The sequence below is a fragment of the Streptomyces sp. NPDC051738 genome (genome assembly GCF_044453205.1).
Classification (GTDB): Bacteria; Actinomycetota; Actinomycetes; order Streptomycetales; family Streptomycetaceae; genus Streptomyces.
Genome location: NZ_JBITCM010000015.1, coordinates 1 through 21,826 on the forward strand (window position 1 = coordinate 1; position 21,826 = coordinate 21,826).

Annotated in this window: 13 protein-coding genes and 1 pseudogene; 5 read left to right on the forward strand and 9 right to left on the reverse strand. The window is 69.0% G+C overall.

What is annotated here, in order from left to right; all coding sequences use genetic code 11:
* Positions 1 to 136: 136 nt before the first annotated feature.
* The 4 genes and pseudogenes from ACIA8X_RS30890 to ACIA8X_RS30905 form a co-directional block, all read right to left on the reverse strand.
* Positions 137 to 975, reverse strand: a pseudogene (locus ACIA8X_RS30890) (IS5 family transposase).
* Positions 976 to 1,921: 946 nt separating this feature from the next.
* Positions 1,922 to 2,377 (reverse strand): VOC family protein, encoded by a 456-nt coding sequence (locus ACIA8X_RS30895; protein WP_399459644.1) that lies wholly within the window; start codon positions 2,375 to 2,377, stop codon positions 1,922 to 1,924.
* A 150-nt stretch (positions 2,378 to 2,527) separates the two neighbouring features.
* On the reverse strand, positions 2,528 to 3,988 hold the full coding sequence (locus ACIA8X_RS30900; protein WP_399459645.1) for a flavin-containing monooxygenase: 1,461 nt from the start codon (positions 3,986 to 3,988) through the stop codon (positions 2,528 to 2,530).
* Between the two features lie 327 nt (positions 3,989 to 4,315).
* On the reverse strand, positions 4,316 to 6,616 hold the full coding sequence (locus ACIA8X_RS30905) for an FdhF/YdeP family oxidoreductase (protein WP_393444341.1): 2,301 nt from the start codon (positions 6,614 to 6,616) through the stop codon (positions 4,316 to 4,318).
* A gap of 246 nt (positions 6,617 to 6,862) precedes the next feature.
* Here ACIA8X_RS30905 and ACIA8X_RS30910 point away from each other — a divergent pair, with 246 nt between their 5' ends.
* Together ACIA8X_RS30910 and ACIA8X_RS30915 are read left to right on the forward strand one after the other, a co-directional pair.
* Positions 6,863 to 7,816 (forward strand): LysR family transcriptional regulator, encoded by a 954-nt coding sequence (locus ACIA8X_RS30910; protein ID WP_393444339.1) that lies wholly within the window; start codon positions 6,863 to 6,865, stop codon positions 7,814 to 7,816.
* Between the two features lie 481 nt (positions 7,817 to 8,297).
* Positions 8,298 to 11,828: a SpoIIE family protein phosphatase gene (locus tag ACIA8X_RS30915; RefSeq protein ID WP_393444337.1), complete on the forward strand. Its 3,531-nt coding sequence runs from the start codon at positions 8,298 to 8,300 to the stop codon at positions 11,826 to 11,828.
* A 500-nt stretch (positions 11,829 to 12,328) separates the two neighbouring features.
* Here the strand turns inward: ACIA8X_RS30915 and ACIA8X_RS30920 are convergent, their stop codons facing one another.
* Together ACIA8X_RS30920 and ACIA8X_RS30925 are read right to left on the reverse strand one after the other, a co-directional pair.
* Positions 12,329 to 13,177 carry an ABC transporter permease gene (locus tag ACIA8X_RS30920; RefSeq protein ID WP_399459646.1) on the reverse strand — a complete coding sequence of 283 codons (849 nt, stop codon included), beginning with the start codon at positions 13,175 to 13,177 and terminating at the stop codon, positions 12,329 to 12,331.
* 75 nt (positions 13,178 to 13,252) lie between these two features.
* Positions 13,253 to 14,278 (reverse strand): ABC transporter substrate-binding protein, encoded by a 1,026-nt coding sequence (locus tag ACIA8X_RS30925; protein WP_399459647.1) that lies wholly within the window; start codon positions 14,276 to 14,278, stop codon positions 13,253 to 13,255.
* Positions 14,279 to 14,559: 281 nt separating this feature from the next.
* Here ACIA8X_RS30925 and ACIA8X_RS30930 point away from each other — a divergent pair, with 281 nt between their 5' ends.
* From ACIA8X_RS30930 to ACIA8X_RS30940, 3 genes are all read left to right on the forward strand, one after another.
* On the forward strand, positions 14,560 to 15,345 hold the full coding sequence (locus ACIA8X_RS30930; protein WP_399459648.1) for an ABC transporter ATP-binding protein: 786 nt from the start codon (positions 14,560 to 14,562) through the stop codon (positions 15,343 to 15,345).
* A complete protein-coding gene (locus ACIA8X_RS30935) occupies positions 15,342 to 16,286 on the forward strand; it encodes an LLM class F420-dependent oxidoreductase (protein ID WP_393444329.1) in 945 nt (314 codons plus the stop codon). The genes ACIA8X_RS30930 and ACIA8X_RS30935 overlap by 4 nt, the downstream gene beginning before the upstream one ends.
* A 396-nt stretch (positions 16,287 to 16,682) precedes the next feature.
* Positions 16,683 to 17,894, forward strand: coding sequence for a S8 family serine peptidase (locus ACIA8X_RS30940; RefSeq protein WP_393444326.1), 1,212 nt, complete (start codon positions 16,683 to 16,685; stop codon positions 17,892 to 17,894).
* A 137-nt stretch (positions 17,895 to 18,031) separates the two neighbouring features.
* On the opposite strand, the gene ACIA8X_RS30945 is transcribed toward ACIA8X_RS30940, so the two are convergent.
* The 3 genes from ACIA8X_RS30945 to ACIA8X_RS30955 are packed head-to-tail and all read right to left on the reverse strand — an operon-like array spanning position 18,032 to position 21,650.
* A complete protein-coding gene (locus ACIA8X_RS30945; protein ID WP_399459649.1) occupies positions 18,032 to 18,694 on the reverse strand; it encodes an RICIN domain-containing protein in 663 nt (220 codons plus the stop codon).
* Positions 18,691 to 18,870, reverse strand: coding sequence for a hypothetical protein (locus tag ACIA8X_RS30950; protein WP_393444322.1), 180 nt, complete (start codon positions 18,868 to 18,870; stop codon positions 18,691 to 18,693). Before ACIA8X_RS30950 ends, ACIA8X_RS30945 begins: the two co-directional genes overlap by 4 nt.
* Entirely contained in the window at positions 18,867 to 21,650 is a 2,784-nt protein-coding gene (locus tag ACIA8X_RS30955; RefSeq protein WP_399459650.1) for a cellulosome protein, read from the reverse strand. Before ACIA8X_RS30955 ends, ACIA8X_RS30950 begins: the two co-directional genes overlap by 4 nt.
* Positions 21,651 to 21,826 lie beyond the last annotated feature (176 nt).

Consider the following 21,826-nt stretch of genomic DNA (forward strand, 5'->3'; position numbering starts at 1 on the left):
ACAGGCGACGCCTTGAGCGCACCTGTCTCAGCCGGCTCAAGTCAGCCCACACCGAAAGCGCCACCAAACAATCTCGGCGGGACAAAACGCTCTTTTAAAGAGCGTTTTGTCCCGGCGAGGTTGTTTGGTTCGAGGTTCAGGTGTGGCGCCAGTTCGGGGTGGATTCGCGGGTGAGCCGTCGGCTTATGAGGTCGATCATTGCGATGTGGATTATGGCTTCGGAGCGGTGCGGGTGGGTCTCGTAGTCGCGGGCGAGGCGGCGGTGGTGCATGAGCCAGCCGAGCGTCCGCTCGACCACCCAACGCCGGGGGATCACCTTGAACCCCTTGGTGCCGGGATCGCGTTGAACGACCTGGACATCGATGCCGAGACGGGCGCCGTGGTCGATGGCTTTGGTGCGATAGCCGGTGTCGGCCCACGCCTTGGTCACGCGGGGGCTTGTGGTGGCGATCTGGGAGAGCAGGTGGATGCCGCCGGTGTTGTCGGAGACGCTGGCGGCGGTCACCCAGACGGCCAGCAGCAGGCCGAGGGTGTCGACGCCGAGGTGGCGCTTGCGGCCTGCGATTTTCTTGCCCGCATCGATGCCTTGCCGGCCGCGGGAACGTTGGCGGAGGTCTTGATGCTCTGCGCGTCCAGCACGCAGGCGCTTGGCTCGGCATCCCGGTTTTCGGCCTCCCGCACCAGGCGTCGTAGCAGGCCGTTGAGTTGGCCGAAGATGCCTTCCTTCTGCCAGGCGGCAAAGTAGCCGTAGACCGTCTCCCAGGGGGCGAAGTCGTGCGGCAGGTACCGCCAGGGAATCCCGGTGCGGTCGACGTAGAGGATGGCGTCCATGATGCGGCGCAGGTCGTGCTCAGGTGGGCGGCCGATGTCCAGGCCCTTGCCTCTGCGCTCGGCCCGCCAGGCGGTGAGTGTGGGACCGATCAGCTCCCAGCGGGCATCGGAGAGGTCGCTGGGATATGGGCGGTGTGGCGGCATGTTTCGTTAGTACCGTCGGACTTGGCTTGTCCCCAGGGCGCAAACGGCGGTAATCAGGGGCGCCTTGGGATCAGACAGGAGCGACTCGACCTAAACGGGCAGAGGTGCGGCGTCTGCTGTCACACAGCCCGCATTGAGCACGCTCGCCTCACCGGTCTCATGTCCACTCGCCACCCAGAGCGCCACCAAACAACCTCGCCGGGACAAAACGCTCTTTTAGGACGTGTATCGAAAGTGGACCTTGAGCGATGAATGATCGTGGGTCATGGCGGGGGGAGACCTCACGGATGCACAGTGGGCGGTGTTGGAGCCGTAGTTGCCCAAGGGAGCGAAGGTGGGACGGCCGCCCATCTGGCCCCGGCGGCAGCTGATCGACGGCATACGGTTCCGGGTTCGGACAGGAGTTCCACGGCACCTGGCACCGGGTCCTCACCCGACTTCAGTCCCAGGCCGACGCGAAGGGCGGGATCACGTGGGACCTGAGCGTCGATTCCACAGAGCCCTGTGATCACGGGCTGGGACGCTCACGTGGCTGGTTCACCACCAAGCTGCACGTGACTGTCGAGCAGGGCCAAAAGCCCATGTCGATCGTGGTGACGGCCGGGCAGCGCGGCGACTCGCCGCAATTCGAGCCCGTGCTGGAGAACGTCCGCGTCCCCCCATCGGATCGGGCCGGCCACGCGTCCGCCCGGATCCACTACGTGCCGATCGGGCGTACTCCTCCCACAAGAACCGCGCCTACCTGCGTCGGCTCCGGTGGCGGCCGACCGCCGCGTTTCGATGCGGTGGACTACCGCGAGCGCCATGCGGTCGAGTGCGGGATCAACCGATGTAAAAGGCAGAGGGCAGTGGCCACGAGGTACGACAAGCTCCCCGTCCGCTACGAGGCGAGGTGCTGGTCGCAGCCGTGAACGAGTGGCTGTGACCGGCACCGTCGCAACGGCCCTCAGACGACGTCGAATTCGTTGCCCTCGAGGTCCTGCATGGCGGCGGCGTAGAGCCCCATGTCCGGCTCATCCTTGATCCGCAGCACGGTGGCACCAGCTTTGACCAACCGCTCCACCGTAGCCTTGACCCGCTGTGTGCGGACGTCCAGTGGGACGTCACGGCCCCCACCGACCTTCAGATCGAAGTGCCACCGGTTCTTAGTGACCTTCGCCTCCGGAACCTGCTGGAACCACACCCTCGGTCCACGTCCCGCGGGATCGATGATCGACTCCGGAATATCCCCGGCACCGGCCGGCAACTCTGCCTCGGGCACCCCCACCGCCGCCCAGTAAGCACGCCACGTGGCGTGCCCGCCCGGCGGAGGCTCAGGCACGTAGCCCAGGGCCTCGGCCCAGAAAGTCACCATTCTCTGCGGATCGGAGCAGTCGATCGTCAGCTGCACTGTCATCTCCATGCTCGGAGCATCCCAGGCAGGTCTGACAGACGATCCACTCGCAACAGGCCCTGGATGCAGGCGCCGTCCCCCGGCACACACAAACACCTGCGGGCATTCGTCAGGAGGTCAGCGGGGGTCGCAGAGGCTCGGGCCGCCCATGCTCCGCATTCATTTCTCCCTCGGTCGAGTCAGGCCCGCGTAGCGGTGTGCGACTCCGCCGGGAAGCAGGTATTCGGCCAGCAGGTTGCCGGCGCGGCGGGACGGCAACCCCATGTCGTGCAGGAGTTCGTCCGCGCAATGGATGTCGTACGGGCCGAAGTCGTAGCCGCCGGATCCGGGCAGCACCTGCTCCTGCCAGGCCAGGCGGGCGTCAATGGCCTCCTGCATCTCCTGCTCGCCCGGAGTGCTGCGCAGTGCTGCCCGGAAATTGCAGGTCAGCCAGTGCGCGGTGAGTTCCACGCCCATGATGTTGTTGAAGACCTGCCGGAAACCGACGAACCCCAGCCGGTCGGCGTCGGGTGGCACGATGCCTCGGTACAGCCGCAGCCGCCCGTCGGCATCGTGCACGCGCACGCTCGAATCCAGGAACGGGAAGACTTTGTGGTGCCCCGTGGCGAACACGATGACATCCGCCGCCACTTCCTCGCCGGTCGCCAGTCGCAGCCCTTTGTCGGTATACGCCTCGACGGCGGTGACCTTGGCGGCGATCAGGCCGCGGCGGACGGCCCGCGTGTAGCCGCGTGGTATCACTCCCGCGTGGGCCAGGTGGAAGGGGAGCGCGTGAGCGGGCCGTAACTGCTTCGGCAGCCGGTACAGCCCGGTGGAAAGCAGCATGTCGCGGGTGATGAGCCACCACAGAGCCCGCTTGACCCGGTCGTCGATGCGGTCGATCGGACGGATGCAGGCCGGATCGTGGTAGCGGGGCAGGAGCGCCTCGCCGAGCCGGGTGAACAGGATCCACTTGTAGTTGACCAGACCGAGCAGGAGCCGCTCGGGGATCATCCAGTTCACCTTGCGCTGGACGAGTGTGGCCGAGGTCGCCTCGTGTGCAGCGCGGGTGATCAGGTCCAACGCGGACTTGCCGCCGCCCACGACGACCACGCGCCGCCCGGCGAAGGTGCCGGCCCTCACCTCGTTGGAGTGCAGCACGGTCCCGCGGAACAACTCACGCCCGGGCAGCTCGGGCACTTGGGCATGATGATGAGCCCCACTGGCGACCACGACGTAGTCGAATGTCTCGTGATGAACGTCCGCCGCCCTGTCGCCGACGGGCCGGGAGTCGACCGACCAGCCGGAGGTACCCATCCGCCCGGGCCCGTCCACCGGCCGGATGGAGATCACCTCGGTGCCGGGTCGGACACGGTCCAGTACACCGAAGGTCTCGGCGTAGTTCTCCAGGTAGCGTTGCGTGTCCACCGCGCGGGCGAAGTGCAGGCTGTTGGGCAGGTCCGCGAACTCGAAGAGGCGGAGCGCGGACTGGTTGGCCAGCCCGTCGTAGCAGCCGTCCGCTGACCAGATACCGCCTACCTGCTGGTACTTGTCGAAGACCGTGACGTCGAAGCCGTTCTCCAGCAGCACCTTGGCGGTGACGATTCCCCCGGGGCCGGCCCCGACCACACAAGCTTTCATGAGCTGTCTCTCCCCCATGGGCGATCGCCGCATCCAGCTCGCTCATCATCCCGGTTGCAGACCACCATGCCCAGGGCACGACCAGGCTGCCCCGATCAACGGGTCAGGTGACGGTGCCCAGAGCGAGGTTGAAGTGGCGTCAGCGCAGCGCTCACGTCCAGACCCGGCTCGTGCGAGGGAAGCCTGATCGGGCGAGGTTCGGTAGGTGACTGCCCCCCTCGTGCTTGGCGCTCCCGTAGCCCGCCACTGAGTAGCCGGGGCCCTCCGTCTCGTAGGCAGCGTCGGCCGGTCACGGGGTGCGCTCCGTGAGCGGGTGATCCACTTCTGCTACGCAGGTGGCTGGTCGGATGCCCGTTCCAGGCGGATGATCACGCTCTTTGACGTGGGCGTGTTGCTGATGTCCGCGACACTGTCGAGCGGCACCAGGACGTTGGTCTCCGGGTAGTAGGCGGCCGCTGAACCCCGGGGCGTCGGGTAGGCGACGACGCGGAAGCCGTCGGCGCGGCGCTCCGAGCCGTCGGTCCAGACGCTGATGAGGTCGACGAGGGTGCCGTCGTCGAGGCCGAGGTCTGTGAGGTCGACGCGGTTGACGAGGACGACGCGCCGGCCGCCCTTGATGCCTCGGTAGCGGTCGTCCATCGCGTACGGAATGGTGTTCCACTGGTCGTGCGAGCGCAGGGTCTGCAGGACGAGGTGGCCCTCGGGCGCCTGGAGCATCGTGAAGTCGTTGACGGTGAGGACGGCCTTCCCGGAGGGGGTGCGGAACACCTTCTCGTTGACCGGGTTGGGCAGGCGGAAACCGCCCGGCCGCCGAACCCGCTCGTTGAAGTCGTCGAAGCCGTCGACGACCCGGGCGATACGGTCGCGGACGAGGTCGTAGTCGGCCTCGAAGTCCGCCCAGGGGATGTCCGGTTCGGCACCCAGGACCTTGCCGGCGAGGCGGCTGATGATGGACACCTCGCTGAGCAGGTGCGCGGACGCGGGGGCGAGCCGGCCGCGGGTGGCGTGGACCTCGCTCATGGAGTCCTCGACCGTCATGAACTGTTCGCCGCGCGCCTGGACGTCACGGTCGCTGCGGCCGAGCGTGGGGAGGATCAGGGCGGTGCGTCCGCACACCGCGTGGGAGCGGTTGAGTTTGGTCGAAATGTGCGCGGTCAGGCGGCAGTTGCGCAGGGCGCGTTCGGTGGCGTCGCTGTCGGGCGTCGCGCGTACGAAGTTGCCGGCGACTCCGAGGAACAGCTTGGCCCGTCCGTCGAGCATGGCCCTGATGGAGTCGACGGAGTCCAGGCCGTGCTTGGTTGGCGCGGTGAAGCGGAACTCCTGTCCCAGCCGGTCGAGGAACGGCTGGGGCATGCGTTCCCAGATGCCCATGGTGCGGTCGCCCTGCACGTTGCTGTGTCCGCGCACCGGGCACACTCCCGCGCCCGGGCGGCCGATGTTTCCGCGCAGCAGGAGGAAGTTGACGACCTCGCGGATGGTGGGCACGCCGTGCTTGTGCTGGGTCAGGCCCATCGCCCAGCAGACGATGACGCTGCGGCTGGCCAGCACCCGCTCGTGGACTTGCTCGATCTCGTCCCTGCTCAGGCCGGTGGCCTCGAGGACGGCGTCCCAGGAGGTCTCGCGGATGTGCTCGGCGAAGGCGTCGTAGCCCGTGGTGTGCGCCTCGATGAACTCGCGGTCCAGAACGGTGCCGGGTTCCTTGTCCTCGGCCTCCAGCAACAGCAGGTTCAGCGCCTGGAACAGGGCCAGGTCGCCACCGGGCCGTATTTGGAGGAACTGGTCGGCGATGTCCGTGCCGCGGCCGATGATGCCGCGTGCCTTCTGCGGGTGCTTGAAGCGGAGCAGTCCGGCTTCCGGCAGTGGGTTGACGGCGACGACGTGGCCGCCGCGGCGCTTGGTCTCCTCCAGCGCGGACAGCATGCGCGGGTGGTTGGTGCCCGGGTTCTGCCCGACGACGAAGACCAGGTCGGAGTCGTAGAGGTCGTCGAGGCTGACGCTGCCCTTGCCGATGCCCAGGGTCTCGTTCAGTGCCGAACCGCTGGACTCGTGGCACATATTGGAGCAGTCCGGCAGGTTGTTTGTGCCGAAGGCGCGGGCGAAGAGCTGGAGGAGGAAGGCCGGTTCGTTGGCCAGCCGTCCGGAGGTGTAGAACAGTGCCTCGTCCGGGTGCTCCAGGGCGCGCAACTCGTCGGCGAGCAGGTCCAGTGCCTCGTCCCAGCCGATCGGCTCGTAGTGGGTCGCGCCCTCGCGCAGCACCATCGGTTCGGTCAGCCGGCCCTGCTGGTTGAGCCAGTAGTCCGACTTCCGGCTCAGCTCGTCCACCGAGTACCGGCGGAAGAAATCGGCGGTCACCCGTCGGGAGGTCGCCTCGTCGGCGATGTGCTTGGCGCCGTTCTCGCAGTACTCGTTGCGGTGGCGCTTGCCGGGAGCGGGCTCCGGCCAGGCGCAGCCCGGGCAGTCGAAGCCCTTCGCCTGGTTGATGTTGAGCAGGGTCAGCGCGGTGCGCTTCGGCGAGGTCTGCCCGAGCGCGTACTGCAGTGCGTGCACGACCGCGGGAGCACCGGTCGCCCACGACTTGGGGGCCGTCACGGACAGCTCGCCCTCGTCCGGTTCGTCGATATCCCGCATCGCACACCACGCCCTCTCCGTCCTGGGGCGGGCATGCTCGGCGGCGTCCGGCGAGTCCAGGAGCGGGGCAGCCCGCGCGCCTGGACTTGCGCGGGCGCGACATATCCCGCCCACCGTTCGCAGCACACTCTTCGCCAGCGCTTCGCGGCAGGTCAAAGCGGTAGTTCCTATCTGCTGACAGGCAGCACCGATCACCGCCGCGCGGTGACGGTGCCGGGCGGGCCGGGTGCGGGGGATCATGGAGGCGTGCTGCTGCGCCAACTCGAGTACCTCGTCGCCCTCGCCCGCGCCCGCCATTTCGCCAAGGCGGCCCAGGCCTGCTACGTGTCCCAGCCGGCCCTGTCCGAAGGCATCCGGAAGCTGGAGGACGAGCTCGGCATCCCCCTGGTCCAGCGGGGACGCCGATTCGACGGCTTCACCCCGGAGGGCGAGCGGGTCGTTCTGTGGGCACAGCGCATCCTCGCCGACCGTGACGCGATGCAGAGCGAGATCCAGGCATTGCGAGCGGGGCTGAGCGGCCGGCTGCGCATCGGCACCGTCCCGACCGCGGCCACGGCGGTCGCGCTGCTGACCCAGCCGTTCTGTGCCGCCAACCCGCTGGCGACCGTCCAGGTCTTCGCCGACCTCCAGGCCGAGGACATCGTGAACCGGCTACGGACGTACGAACTCGACGCCGCCGTGACCTATCACAGCTCCGTCGCCGCGCACGACTTCAAGTTCGTACCGCTCTACCAGGAACGCTATGTGCTGCTGACCCAGCGGACCGCGCCCGGCTCCGGGCCCGACGAGATCTCCTGGGAGGAGGCGTCCCAGTACCCCCTGTGTCTGCTGCACCCCATGATGCAGGGCCGACAGGTGCTCGACGCGGTGTTCGAGGCCGTGGGCGTATCCGTGACACCGCGGGTCGAGACCGACTCCATCGCCTCCCTGTTCGCTCAGGTCAGGGCCGGTCAATGGGCGAGCGTCGTGCCGCACGCCTGGCTCCACGTCTTCGGCGTGCCCGCGGGCATGCGCGCCGTTCCCCTGGTCCGCCCGGTCCGTACGGAGCGCATCGGGCTGGTGGTCCCGGCCCGCGAACCGGTCTCCGTGATCGGGCAGGCACTGATCGACGTCGTGGGACGGGCCGGCATCGCCGCCACACTGGAACGGCTGCCCCATCAGGCACCGGACGGCGACATTCCAACCGGCGTGCAGCGTTGACTCCTGCACTGGGGTTTCGTCCGCACCCGCGCCGAAGGCTGCCGCACATTGGCGGAGGCACGCCGTGGCTTCGCCGGTGAGGCGGTACGACGACGAACCCCGTGGCAGCATCGGTACGTTTGACGATGGTGAGCGCGAGGCGGAACCGGGGCCAGTCGACGAGTCGGCGTGTCCGCCGTCGGCCCACACCAGGGTGATCCTGCGGCGGTGACCAGCATCACCACCAGCAAGCGCAGCCCGGGCAGTCCACGTCCTGCCCTTGCGGCTCCCCGTCTTCCTCTCGCCGCTGGCATGCGCCTGAAAGCGTACACTGCTGAGCAAATCGCAGTATTTGATTATTCATCCGTGTAATTCTGGCGAAACCATAGCCAGAACCATCGGATCTGGTGTCCGATCTGCCCGGAGGGTGCGCAGCGCGAGTGGCCGTCGGCAGTGGGAGGGCGCGGGCGGACCACATAGGCGCCAGGAGGAAGATTTCTCGATGACCCGGCCCGATGACCCGCGCACCGCGGCGGCCCGGATGTTCGCCGAGGCCGGCGCGTTCGGCGAGCTTCTGGCCGGGATCGAGTGGGCGGCGACGCCGCTCGGGCCGCCCGAGTCCTGGCCGGGACCCCTGGTGGACACCCTGCGCCTCATGCTCACCTCTGAGCACGGGATGGCTCTGTACTGGGGCGCCGAATTCGCCACGCTGTACAACCTGGGATCCTCTCCCATTGTCGGCGCCAAGCACCCCTGGGCACTCGGCAGGCCCTATAAGGATGTGTTCCCCGAGGTCTGGGCCCACCCGGTGAGCTCCCACTTCCACTATGTGACCGACACCCGCAAGTCCCTGCTGATCCCCGACGAGCCGCTCATCATGGAGCGCCACGGCTTTCTGGAACAGTGCTACTTCGACTCCTCCTTCCAGCCCGTGCTGCTGGACGACGGCACCGCCGGCGGCGTGCTGCAGATCATCACCGAGACCACCGGCCGGGTACTGGGCGAGCGCCGGCTGCGCCTGCTGAGCGAGACCGGCGCCCGCACCGCCGGGCTGGTCACCCCGGGCGAGGTCGCCCGCGTCGTCGCGGAGGTGTTGGGCTCCTATCCCGAGGAGGTCCCGTTTCTGGGCCTGTACCTGGCCACCGAGCCGGGGATGCTGCGGCCGGCGGCCTCCGTAGGGCTCCGGCCGGCGCCCGCGGCGGTCTCGCTGAGTGCGGCCGACGGGTCGGAGGTTGCCGCCCGGTTGGCGCAGGTGGTCGCCGCCGGTGCCCCTGTCACGCTGCCCGCCGTCGCGCTCACCGGCGGCAACACGGCCGGCCAGCACGCCGCGGCCTCCCGGCTCCCGGTCGAGCAGGCGCTGGCTCTGCCGCTGGAATGCGCGGGCGAGGTGGGAGGCGTCCTGGTGGTGGGCGTCAACCCCTGCTTCCCGCCGTCCGGGGCCTACCGGGACTTCTTGGAGGTGCTCGCCGCCGCCGTGGCCGGGGCGCTGACGGCCGCGCTCGCCCACGACGAGCAGCGCCGACGGGCGGAGGCGCTGGCCGAGCTCGACCGGGCCAAGACCACCTTCTTCGCAAATGTCAGCCATGAACTGCGCACCCCGCTCACCCTGCTCCTGGGCCCGCTCCAGCAGGTCCTGGCCGACGAGGACCGGCCCGAGCGGCGCGAGCAGCTGGAGCTGGCCGAGCGTGGCGCTCTGCGCCTGCTGAAGCAGGTCAACACCCTCCTGGAGGTCGCAAGGGCCGATGCCGGGCAGGTACGTCCGGCCCTCGAGCAGGTCGACCTCGCCCGTGCCACGGCCGAGCTGGCCGGGGTGTTCCGCTCCGCCTTCGAGGCGGCCGGGCTGACGCTGGAGGTGGACTGCCCGCCGCTGTCCAAGCCGGTGTCCCTGGACCGGGAGATGTGGGAGAAGATCCTCCTCAACCTGCTCAGCAACGCCCTGAAGTTCACCTTCACCGGCGGCGCCCGGGTGCAGGTGGCCGCAGTTGGCGAACGGGCCCGGCTGACCGTGACCGACACCGGCACCGGCATCCCCGCGGACGAGCTCCCGCGCCTGTTCGAGCGCTTCTACCGGGTCCGCGGCGCCCGCTCGCGCTCTCACGAGGGCAGCGGCCTCGGCCTGGTGCTGGTGAAGGACCTGGTGGAAGCGCACGGCGGCACCGTCGGCGTGGACAGCCGTCTCGGCGAGGGCACCTGCGTCACCGTGGACCTCCCGTTCGCCGCCGCCCACCGGCCCCGCCCGCACTCGGCCGCGGCCGGCGTCGGATCCCCCGGGGAAGGCGGAGGCGGCCCGTCCGGCCGCGCCGCGGCCTATGTGGACGAGGCGCTGGGTTGGCTGGCGGCTGACCCCGTCCCCGCCGCGGCGACCTCCGCGGCACGCACTCCGCACGCCCCCGCGCCCCACGATGCCCCGCGCGCCCGCGCGACCCACGGCCCCGGTCCGCATGAAACCGACCGCCCCCGCCGGGCCCGCCTGCTGGTCGTCGACGACAACGCCGATATGCGCGCCTACCTCACCCAGCTCCTGCAGCCCGACTACGACGTCCTGCTCGCCGCCGACGGCCGGGCCGCCCTGGAGATGGCCCTGGCGCAGCCGGTGGAGCTGGTGCTCAGCGACGTGATGATGCCCCGCATGGACGGCTTCGAGCTGGTCCGGGCGCTGCGCGCCGACCCGCGCACCGCCCGCCTGCCCATCGTCCTGCTCACCGCCCGCGCCGGGGAGGAGGAATCCGTGCAGGGCCGGCAGGCCGGCGCCGACGACTACCTGGCCAAACCCTTCTCCGCGCGCCAGCTGCTGGCGCGCGTCCGCACCGGGTTGGAGCTGTCCCGGCTGCGTGAACAGGTCCTGACCGACACCCGCAACCAGCTGGCCGTGCTGGGCTCCCTGGCCGAGGCGGGCCTGCGGCTGTCCGCCACCCTCGACCCGGACCAGATCCTTCACACCGCCGGCCAGATCTTGCTGCCCGACTTCGCCGACCAGATCAGCATCCACCTCACCGCCGCAAGACCCGCCCCGGCACAATCGCCCCCGACATACATCGCCGGCACTCCACTTCTTGCCCGCGAGGCCCTGGCCAGCGCCGCCACCCACGCGATCAACGGCACCGCCCCGGCCCCAGCCGGCCCGCACCCGCCGCCCGCCTCCATGCTGGCCCTGCCGCTGCACGCCCACGACCAGACACTGGGGGCCCTGGTACTGGTCCGGCACACCGGCTACTCCGCGGTCGAGCGCAAGTATCTGGAGAACCTCGCCCACCGCCTGGCCCTGGCCTACGACAACGCCACCCGGTACCACAACGAGCGCCGCCTCGCCCTGACCTTGCAGCGCGCCCTGCTGCCCCACCGCCTGCCCCAGGTGCCCGGCGTGCGCCTGGCCACCCACTACCGGGCCAGCAACCGCGGCGCCGAGGTCGGCGGCGACTGGTACGACGTGCTCGCACTGCCCGACGGTGCCGTGGGGCTGGCCATCGGCGACGTCATGGGCCACGACGTGGAAGCCGCCATCGTGATGGGCCAGCTCCGCTCCGCCCTGCACAGCCTCGCGATGGAGGGCGCCGGCCCGGCCCAGGTGCTGGCCAGGCTGGACGCCTACCTGCAGTCGCTCGCCACCGAACGCTTCGCCACCTGCCTGTACGCGGTCTACGACCCACACCGCCACCGCCTGCGCTACGCCGCCAGCGGGCACCTGCCGCCCCTGCTGATAGCGACCGACACCGCCTATCTGGAGCTGCCCCCGGCGCTGCCGCTGGGACTGGGCAGCACTCCGGTCGACCGTGAGGTGGCGTTCCAGCCCGGCAGCAGCCTGCTGCTGTACACCGACGGCCTGGTGGAAAACCGGGCGCTGTCCCTGGACGGCTGCCTGGAGGCCTTGCGCCAGACCTGCGGCACGCTGCCCGCCGACGCCCGCACCGACCCGCAACAGATCACCGAACGAGCCCTGGAGCTGCTGAACACCCCCGACCGGGTCGACGACGACACCGCCCTGCTCGCCGCCACCGCCGAACCATCGGTGTCGAACCGGCGCCCCGCAGGCTGACGGAAGCGCCACACGACCGACCGCAACTGCTCGTCACCGTTGCATGCTGTCGAGCGTGGGCCTCCAGGACGCCGTAGGAGTCCCGGAGGGGAATCGCCCGCCCCGCCGCAGCGACTTGGTGGTCCAGGTCAGCTGACGCTCATTCAGATACGGGAAAACCGCCGCGAACCTCTCCCAACGGGCCGATCAACTCATCGTTTTTCACAGCCGACGGCGGGGCTGAATCTGGCGCCCCCGAACTCGCCCTCTCCTATCGGCTGGCCGTCGCCGCTGCCGGAGCAGGCCTCTCCGTACTCGCGCAAACGGGCACCAGCAAGGCCGGTGTCGCGGAAAACTCCTCCGACTCCCTGGGCACCCTCGACAAGGTCGCGAAGGACCTCCCCGGGTCCGATGCGGACAACAAGGCGGACGAGGCCAACAACATCATCGGCCTCCGCCTCGCGGACGAAGTGAAAACCGACAAGGAATGCCGTGGGGACCCAGCCACGAGCCCAGCCGGTTCAGCCGCGCGAGGTGGTGTCCCTGACCCAGGGCAGCGCCAACCGTTCCAACAACACCAAAGCGAAGTAGAGCAGGATGCTCATCAATCCGATCAGGATGATCGCGGCCCAGGCGGTGGCGGTGTCGCCGACCCCACCCGCCTGGACGATCAGATAGCCCAGCCCGCTCTCACCGGCCTGGAACTCGCCGATGACCGCGCCGATCGCGGCCAGAGGCATGGCCACCTTCAGCCCGACGAAGATCTGCGGCAGTGCGGCGGGCAACCTCACCTTCCGGAACGCCTGCCAGCGCGAGGCGTCCAGCGAGCGCGCCAACTCGGCCAGGTCCGCCGGGGTCGAGGTGAGGCCGGCTGCGGTGGACAGCACGATCGGGAAGAAGCAGAGCAGGAAGACCATGGTCAGGACCGGCTTCTGCCCCCAACCGAGCGCTCCCACCAACAGCGGCCCGAGCGCGATCTTCGGAACCGCGTTGACGGCGACCAGCAGCGGCGTGAACATTCGCTCCAGTACCCGCGAGCCCGCCAGTGACAGTCCGATCAGAACACCGCAGCCGCTGGAGAGAACGAACCCGACCACCGTCTCCACGGTCGTGTCGCCGGCATGGTCCAGAAACCGGATCGGGGCTGCGGCGAACGCCGAGAGCACGGCACCTGGCGGAGGCAGCACAGCCGGGTGGATCACCCCCAGCACCGACGTGAGAAGCCACCACACGCCGAGCGCGACCAGAAGCCCCGCCAAGGGCAGCAGCACGATGCCGAGGCCCGTCCTGCGCCGTGGGCCGACTCGTGGCACTGGCACCGGCCTCGGGCCCGCCGCCGAGGCCTGCTGCGGCTTCGAGAGTTCGGTCATCCCATCCTTCTCCCAGCGAGGCCCTTTTCCGGTGAGGCCCTTCTCCCGGCGCGGCCCTTCTCCGGCGCGGCGCGATCAGGCTTTCGGCACCAGGTCGAAGTCGATGATCTGCTCAGGGGACACTCCCTGCCGCAGCGCGCCCGCTCGCTCCAGGATCGCGATGCTCCTCGCGACACGTGCGGAGTCCAGCGTCCCGAGTGCCGTGCCGGAACCGATCGGCGTGACGTACTCGGCCATCAACTCCAACTCGGCGGCCGCAGCGGTCGGGTTCGTGGCGTCCACGTTCCGCTCAAGGATCTCGGCGGCCTCCTTCGAGTGGGCGAGGCTGTACTCCAAGCCCTTGAGCAGCGCATCGGTGAACCGCTTCACCATCTCCGGATCCTGCTCGGCGATCTTCTTCGACGTGATCAGCACGTTTCCGTAGAGGTCGGGTATCACGTCGCTGTACGGCAGCAGGACGGCCTTCTTCTTCGTCACCGCCTCGATCGTCGGCTTCCCCACCACGAACTGGCCGATGCCGTCCACCGAACCGCCGGCGAGCGTGCCCATCAGGGTCTGTGCCTCGCCGTTGACCCAGGTCACCTTGTCGGCGTCCACGCCGGCCAGTCGGGCGTACGTCGGGAAGAGGTTGCGTACGACGGAGCCGGGCGTGTCGGCGAGCCGTTTGCCCTCGAGGTCCTTCGGTGTGGCGATGCCGTTGCCCTCGGTGGTGGCGATCGCGGCCATGGTGCGCTGCTGGATGGCGGCCACCGCGACGAAGTCCTTCGCCTGACCGCTGCCCATATGCAGCAGACCTCCCGTCAGGTCGATCGGGCCGAACTGCGCCTGGCCACTCACGACGGCCGGAATCACGCCGCCGGTGCCCTGGCCCGGCTTGATCTCCACGTCGAAGCCGGCCTCTTCGAAGAACCCCTTGTCCTTCGCGACCCAGGCGTACGCGTCCCGGCCGAAGTTGCCGAACGAGGTCAGGTAGGTCACCTTCTTCAGTGCCTTGCCGTCTTCACCGGCGCCTGCGTCGGAATCCGAGCCGCCACATCCCGCCACCAGCGCCAGCGCCGTGGTCAGGGCCACCGCGGCGACCGTACGGGCGAACCTGATCATGCGCACAGTGTTGTCCTTTCCGACCGCCGACTGCGCCGGCGGAGGGGGCGTCGAGACGGACGTGACAGACGAGACGGAACGGCGTGGCGGAACCGCCGCGGGCATGACACTTGGTGCGGGCAACAGCGTACGAGGGACGGCTAGTTGTGGGCCAGGTGTGGGGCACCGGGGCATTCACCGACGGGACGACAGGTACCGCCGAGCGGCCTGCTGCGGGTAGCCTGACTGGGCGTTACGAACCGGCCGACATGGCGATCGCCAGTGGATGGGGAGACCGCCGGATGATCAGACTCACCGGTGTGTCCCGGAGCTTCACCAGCCGGTCCGGTTCGACGGTGGCGCTCCAGGACATCGGCCTTCACATCACCGAGGGTGAGTTCGTGGCGGTGATGGGCCGGTCGGGGTGCGGCAAGTCCACACTGCTCCGGCTGATCGCCGGGCTACTGCCGGTCACCGAGGGCGAGATCACCATCGGCGGCGAGCGAGTCACCGGAGCCGGGCGGGATGTCGCCATGCTGTTCCAGCGGCCGGCACTGCTGCCCTGGCGGTCCGTCCTCGACAACGTCCTGCTGCCCGTGGAGATCTTCGGCTGGAACAAGGCCGAGTACCGCGAACGGGCGAAGCGGTTGCTGGAGACGGCCGGACTGAGTGGCTTCGAGAAGCACCGGCCGCACGAGCTCTCCGGCGGTATGCAGCAACGCGTCGCACTGTGCCGGTCGCTGATGGGCGAGCCCCGGGTGATGCTCATGGACGAACCGTTCTCCGCACTCGACGCGCTGACCCGCGCGGACCTTGCGGTGGAGCTGCAGCGCATCCACATCGAGAACTCGTCCACGGTCGTCTTCGTCACCCACTCGATAGACGAGGCCGTGGTGCTCGCCGACCGGGTGGTGGTGCTCAGCCCGCGCCCGGGCCGGATCCGCAAGATCGTCGAGGTCGCCATTCCCCGGCCGAGGACGCTGGGCCGAACCGCGCACCTCGACGAAGTGGCCCGGTGCAGCGCCGATCTGCACGAGCTGCTGATGGAACGGGACACATCCACGTCGGCCGAAACGGAGGGGCGATGAGCCTGCGGATCTGCGTCTTCACCGAGCCGCACCGCGGCGCCGACTACGAGGATCAGCTGCGCTTCGCCCGACTCGTCGAAGCCGGCGGGTTCGAGGGCTTCTTCCGGGCCGATCACTTCCAGGCGATGGGCGCCGATCCCGGGCTGCCAGGCCCTACCGACGCCTGGCTCACGCTGGGCGCGCTCGCCCGGGAGACCTCCCGGATCCGGCTGGGCACCCTGGTCACCTCGGCGACCTTCCGGCTGCCGGGCCCGCTTGCCGTGATGGTGGCGCAGGTCGACCGGATGAGCGGGGGACGGGTCGAGCTGGGCCTCGGCGCAGGATGGTTCGAACGGGAACACACCTCGTACGGCATCCCGTTCCCGCCCGCCCCGGAGCGCTTCGATCGGCTGGAGGAACAGCTGGCGGTGATCACCGGCCTGTGGCGGACACCGGTCGGCGAGAGCTTCAGCTACCGCGGCGACCACTACCAACTGGCCGACGCGCCCGCCTTGCCGAAGCCCGTGCAGGTGCCGGCGCCGCCGATCATCGTCGGGGGCCGCGGCCCCAAGCGCACCCCGGAGCTGGCCGCTCGGTATGCCGACGAATTCAACATGCCCTTCAAGCCGGTGGCGGAGACGGCCCGGGCGTACCAGCGGGTCGCCGAGGCGTGCGACCGGACCGGACGGGACGACGCCGGTCAGCCACCGCTGGTGCTCTCGGCCGGGGTCGTGGTCGCCATCGGCCGTACCGACGCGGAGGCGCAACGGCGGGCCGCCCCGCTGCATGTCAAGAGTGCGCTGCCGCCGGAGGATCCGGTGGTCGGATCCCCGGCCCAGCTCGTGCAGCGGCTCGGCGAGTTCTCCGCGATCGGCGCAAGCCGGATCCATCTGCGACTGATCGACTTCAATGACCTCGATCACCTGGAACTCATCGCCGGCGAGGTGCTCCCGCAGCTGTAGTGCGTGGAGGCCGAGGCACGCTGTGGCGCCGGAGAAGCCGACGTCAGCTACGCCTGGGCCGTGACCCGTCCGGGTCAGGAGGCGGCCCAACAGTGCCTCGAGCGCACCCGGTTGCCCATGCAAGGTGACGCTCAACGCCACCGCATGTGAGTAGACGGTGAAGAAATCGGCACAGATAATCCTGGACCGTTCCTTGGTGATTCAACCAGCGTTCAGCGCTGCACATTTGCGCTCGGGTTGCTTCGAATGTGCGTGAATCCCGTGGAGGTCGACCATCCGTCGGACGTCGGGGTCACATCAAGAGATTGATCTGCTCGCGACAAGTCGGCACTCTCCTGAGCACGCGCAGCGCTGCCGTTCGAACGCAAATCCCCCCACTTCACGAGGAGACCCCTCTTGACGGCGCATCACAAACGCTCAGGCAAGGCCAAGATCGTCACCGCGATCGCGGCCGTCGCAACCGTCGTCGGCGCCGGCCTTTACGTGTCCCCCATCGCTCAGGCCGGACAGGCCGCGGAGGGCACCGTCTACGGTCTGAATGCCGAAGGAGCCGTGGCCGGAAGCTACATCGTCCTCCTGGACCAGAAGGCGTCCACGGGCGAGAAGCGGGATCTGGCCGCCGAGTACGGTGGCAAGATCAGCCGTACCTACGGCTCGGCGGTCAACGGCTTCTCCGCCGGAAGCCTGACCGAGACGGAGGCCAAGCGGCTCGCGGCCGACCCCGCGGTGTCCAAGGTGGTCCAGAACAAGAAGTTCCACATCAATGCCACCCAGGACAACCCGCCGTCCTGGGGCCTGGACCGCGTCGACCAGAACGACACGGCCGGCGACAGCAAGTACACCTACCCGGACAAGGCCGGGGAAGGAGTGACCGCGTACGTCATCGACACCGGCGTACGCATCAGCCACAAGGACTTCGAAGGCCGTGCCGCCTCCGGGTTCGACGCCATCGACAACGACGACACGGCCGACGACGGCAACGGCCACGGCACCCACGTGGCCGGAACCATCGCCGGCGCCTCCCACGGGGTGGCCAAGAAGGCCAAGATCGTCGCGATCCGCGTGCTCGACGACAACGGCTCGGGCACCACCGAGCAGGTCGTCGCCGGCATCGACTGGGTGACCAAGAACCACCAGGGCCCCTCGGTGGCCAACATGAGTCTCGGCGGCGGCGCGGACCCCGCTCTCGACGAGGCGGTCAAGAAGGCCATCGCCTCGGGTGTCACCTTCGCGGTCGCCGCCGGCAACGAGTCGGCGGACGCGGGGCAGAGTTCACCGGCCCGGGTCCCCGAAGCCATCACGGTCGCGTCCAGCACCAAGGACGACGCCCAGTCGGACTTCTCCAACTTCGGCTCGATCGTGGACTTGTACGCGCCGGGCTCGGACATCACCTCCGACTGGAACGACAGCGACCAGGGGACCAAGACGATCTCCGGCACCTCCATGGCCGCCCCCCACGTCACTGGAGCCGCCGCCGTCTACCTGGCCGGGCACCCGGACGCCACTCCCGCTCAGGTCGCCACCGCGCTCACCGGCGCGGCAACCGGCGACAAGATCACCAACCCGAGCAGCGGAACGCCCAACAAGCTGCTGAAAGTGACTGAGTAGACCCACACAGGACACTGAGCCCGGCGGTGCCGCCAGCGCGTGCGCAGCGGCACCGCCGGGCCGCGTCGTGGGAAGGAGTGGTGCCTCGGTGCACAGTCGGAATGCGAACCGAGGCCGTGGGCAGGGGAGTTGGCTCGTCAGGCTTTGCCCTGAAGACGCCAGATCTGATTCTTCTTGGTGCCGAGGGCACTGGCGGGGTCGCAGGTCCACTGGTGGACCAGGGCCCGGGGCTGGGTGGAGACGTTGGAGACGTCGACGCACTTGCCGCTGTGTACGGCGACGAGCTGGTGGTCGTGGCTGCACTGACCGCTGTTCTGGCTGACGGCCACCGTGGACACGGTGGTGTTGGACGGCGGCAGCAGGGTGACGGTGTAGCCGTCCTTGGCGCTGGACCACGGGAGGGCCGGCGAGGCGGCGCTGCCGTTGACAACGAGGGTGGTGTCGGAGATCGTCTCGGGCCCGGCCACCGCGGCCCCGCTGTTGTGGGGGACGCGCTGGACGACCGCACGGACCCTGCTGTTCTCCACCACCGACGTCGTGTTGAGGCCGGTGAGGTTGACGTTGACCGTGCCGGTGTTGCCGTCGCTGCCGAGGATGAACCAGGCGCCGCCGCCGGGGGTCTGCTGGGACGGGGCACCGTATTCGTCGATCTGGTACGGCCGGGAGTTGGTCAACCCCGCTGCGGCGAGCGTCGAGTTGGCCCGTCCGACGTCGGTGACCGGGTCGCCCGGCAGGTCGTGCCAGCTCCAGATGTCCGGGGCCACGTTGTGGCTCTTGGCGTGCTGAGGAACGTCGTTCACCAGGCGTTGGAGGCGTTCGGCCGGCTCGCGAGGCTGGGCCCGACGATGGGCTGGTTCGGGAACGCGGCCCGCACACGGGTGTGGAACCGCGACCACATCTGCAGGTACTGGGTCCGTGAGGCGCCCCAGAAGTTGATGCCGTCGGGCTCGTTCCACAGGTCCCACTGGACGGTCATGTTGTTGGCGCGTACGTCGCCGATGAGCTGGGTGACGAAGTTGTCGAACTGTGTCCAGTCACCGTTGTCGCCCGGCCAGCCCTGGCTGGTGGTGCCTGCGTGAGCGGGGTGACGGCGATCCGGTCGATGACCGGGGCGTACGGGGAGCGCTGGTCGTACTGGTTGTAGGTGTCACCGTTGAAGTCCGGCAGCTCCTGCGCGGTGAAGGTGAGCCGGTTGGTGCCCTTCTCGAGAGTGACGGGGACGGTCAGCTCCCAGAAGTTGTTGAAGTGGAAGGTGGTCGGGAACAGCACCCGGCGAGCCGGTCCGCCGTTGACGGAGAGGTCGGCGTGGCGGGCGATCGGGTCGGGGTTGTAGTGGGTGGCCGGGGCCTGTTCGGCGTTGGAGTAGCGGATGGTCACCGCGTGCCGCCCGGGCCGAGCGGCGGTGACGTCGAAGGCGAGGGCGTTGGCCTTGCCGTCACCGATGTCGGTGACCGCCTTGCCGCCGGACGCGAAGGTGTAGGCGTCGGTCACCTTGGCGGCGCCGCTCAGATGGCCGTCCTCCGCCTGGTAGATCGTCGGCACCAGCGCGCCGTGCGACGGAGTCACCCGCAGCCGGTCGAGAGCCAGTTCGCCCGAGGCTCCGGTGACGGTGATCTTGTTGATGCCGCCGGACAGGAACACCAGGACGCTGTCCTGGCCCTTCTTGCCGCCTCCCACTGCCGGCACGTCGAGCTTCTCGCCGTTGAGGGAGAGACCGGCCCGGCCGCCGCCCAAGTGGTCGACGGAGATGGTCGATTCGCCGTCTGCGCGGGCGTGGACCCAGAAGGTCGCGGAGTCGCCCTTGCCCAGGGGCACCGTGCCGGGGCCCGAGGTAGCGGCGTCCGTGTAGCGCGGCCGGGTTCCCGAGAGGGTGGCGTACTCGGCTTCGTAGATCGCGGGTGCGGTCACGTGCTCGTCGCGCAGGGCGAGGTCGATCTTGTCGATGATGGCGTCGCCCTTGGTGACACCCAGGTCCGGGTCCTTCGCGGCGAGCGTGATGCGGTGCTTGCCGGCCGTGAGCTTCACCGTGGTGTCGGTGTGGCCCCAGACAACCCACTTGTAGCCGAGCGGGAGCCGCAGTTCCTGCGGGTCCTTGCCGTCGACGCGCAGGAATACGTTGGTGGGGCCCTGCTCCTTCACCAGGTCGTACAGGTTGTAGGAGTTGGCGAACACACTCAGGTCGTACGTCCCGTCCTGCGGGACCTCGACGTCGAAGCCGAGGACGCCGTCGGAGCCGGTGCGCAGGCCGCCGACGTTGTAGGCGCCCGAGGTCGCGAACTTCCCGACCTGGGAGGGCGATCCCTCGGGGCCGTTCTTGGAGTAGCCGCTGCCGGTGTAGGTGGCGTTCTCCGCCTCGTACGTCTTCCGCCAGCCGACGGAGGGTTCGGCCGGTGTCCCGCCCTTGCCGCCGGGGGCGAGGATGACCTGGTAGGCGGACATCTCGTTCATGCCGGCCATCGGCAGCGTCACGGTGCCGTCCGCGCCGACCGCGAGTTTCCGGTCGGCCAGGCGCAGTGGCTGGGGCGAGTCGCCGACCTGTCCGGTCCAGGGGATCTCCTGCACGGTGGCGTGCACCGTCGTACCGAACAGCTTGGGGTCGATGTTCTTGAAGACGACGTCCGCGTCACCGCTCTTGCCGCCGAAGATCGCCCGGGACTGCTTCTTGTCCTCGTCGAGGGTCGCCACGCCCTGGAGGGTGTACTGCTGGTTGGGGTGCGGGGCGGTCACCTGGACGGTGTGCCCGGACATCTGGCCGTAGGCGTTGAACAGCCACCACTGGCCGTTTCCCTTGTTGGCTTCCACGGCCGAGTCGTTGAGATTGCCGTCGATGTTCCAGTACGCCAGATCGGCGTCGATCTTGGACTCCTCGATGGCGGAGACCCACTGCACGACCTGGCCGGGCACGGAGAGGTGGTAGTTGTGGCCGTACTCGTTGACGTTGATCGGCAGTGGGTCGATCCCGACGTCCTTCTCCATCTGCCGGTACTTCGCCACGTTCGTGCGGACCGCGGCGGGGCTGGACAGCTCGTGCCAGGTCATCACGTCCGGGACGACGTCGTTGGACTTGGCGTACTGCAGGAAGCCCTTGACCTGGTCGTAGAGCACGCTGGTGTTGGGGCCGGCGATGCGGGCGTCCGGGTCCAGGCTCTTGATCAGGTGGTAGACCTCCTTCCACGCCGCGAGGAAGTACTGCGGGTCGTTCAGCCAGGAGATCTTGTTGTAGCTCCACTCGCCCGTGCCGAACATGTTCCCCTCGGGCTCGTTGAAGGGGACGTAGACGACGTTGTCCTGGTAGTCGCCCATGGTCAGCACCTGCTGGACCTGTTTCCTGATCTTCTCCTTGAAGTCGGCCAGCCGCGCCGGACCGTCCGCGCCCGGCCACTGGTACGGGAAGCCGCGGTAGATGTCGGTCATGTAGATGTAGACGTCCTTGCCGCCCGAGTCCACGAAGGGCGGCAGCATCTCCAGGGCGTCTGCGCCCGGATGCTGGGGGCCGTCCTGGGCCTTCGTCGACACCGTGCGGACGTGCATGCCTTCGAGAACGTTGCGGCTGGGAACACCGTCGCCGTAGACGCCGTACAGCGAGCCGGAGGCGCCGCCGTGGAAGGCGCCGGTGTCGGTGGCGAGGTCGATGGTCAGCTGCTCGGGCTCCGCCGCGCCGGCCGTGCCGGCTGTGGGTACGGCCAGGAGGGCGGCGAGGGCTGTGACGGCGGCGGTGCCGGCGCCCGCTCTCTTTCTGCTGGGTGTGCGTCGCACTGAGGTCTCCAGTGAGGTGGTTTGTCCCGTGAGTCGTGAGTCGAACCGGTTCGATGTGGATAGAGCTGTGCGGGCCCGGAATTCCGGGGCCCGATGTCGGGGTGAAGCTGGGGTTGGTGCGGCTCACTCGAACCGGTTCGCCGGAAGCTAGCACTCCTCAAAAAGAGCCAGCAATA

Excerpts from the sequence above, each read along its gene's own strand:
- ACIA8X_RS30895 (WP_399459644.1), bottom strand. The coding sequence starts at position 2,377 with ATGGAGATGACAGTGCAGCTGACGATCGACTGCTCCGATCCGCAGAGA.
- ACIA8X_RS30900 (WP_399459645.1), bottom strand. The coding sequence starts at position 3,988 with ATGAAAGCTTGTGTGGTCGGGGCCGGCCCCGGGGGAATCGTCACCGCC.
- ACIA8X_RS30905 (WP_393444341.1), bottom strand. The coding sequence starts at position 6,616 with ATGCGGGATATCGACGAACCGGACGAGGGCGAGCTGTCCGTGACGGCC.
- ACIA8X_RS30915 (WP_393444337.1), top strand. The coding sequence starts at position 8,298 with ATGACCCGGCCCGATGACCCGCGCACCGCGGCGGCCCGGATGTTCGCC.
- ACIA8X_RS30920 (WP_399459646.1), bottom strand. The coding sequence starts at position 13,177 with ATGACCGAACTCTCGAAGCCGCAGCAGGCCTCGGCGGCGGGCCCGAGG.
- ACIA8X_RS30925 (WP_399459647.1), bottom strand. The coding sequence starts at position 14,278 with ATGATCAGGTTCGCCCGTACGGTCGCCGCGGTGGCCCTGACCACGGCG.
- ACIA8X_RS30930 (WP_399459648.1), top strand. The coding sequence starts at position 14,560 with ATGATCAGACTCACCGGTGTGTCCCGGAGCTTCACCAGCCGGTCCGGT.
- ACIA8X_RS30935 (WP_393444329.1), top strand. The coding sequence starts at position 15,342 with ATGAGCCTGCGGATCTGCGTCTTCACCGAGCCGCACCGCGGCGCCGAC.
- ACIA8X_RS30950 (WP_393444322.1), bottom strand. The coding sequence starts at position 18,870 with ATGACCGTCCAGTGGGACCTGTGGAACGAGCCCGACGGCATCAACTTC.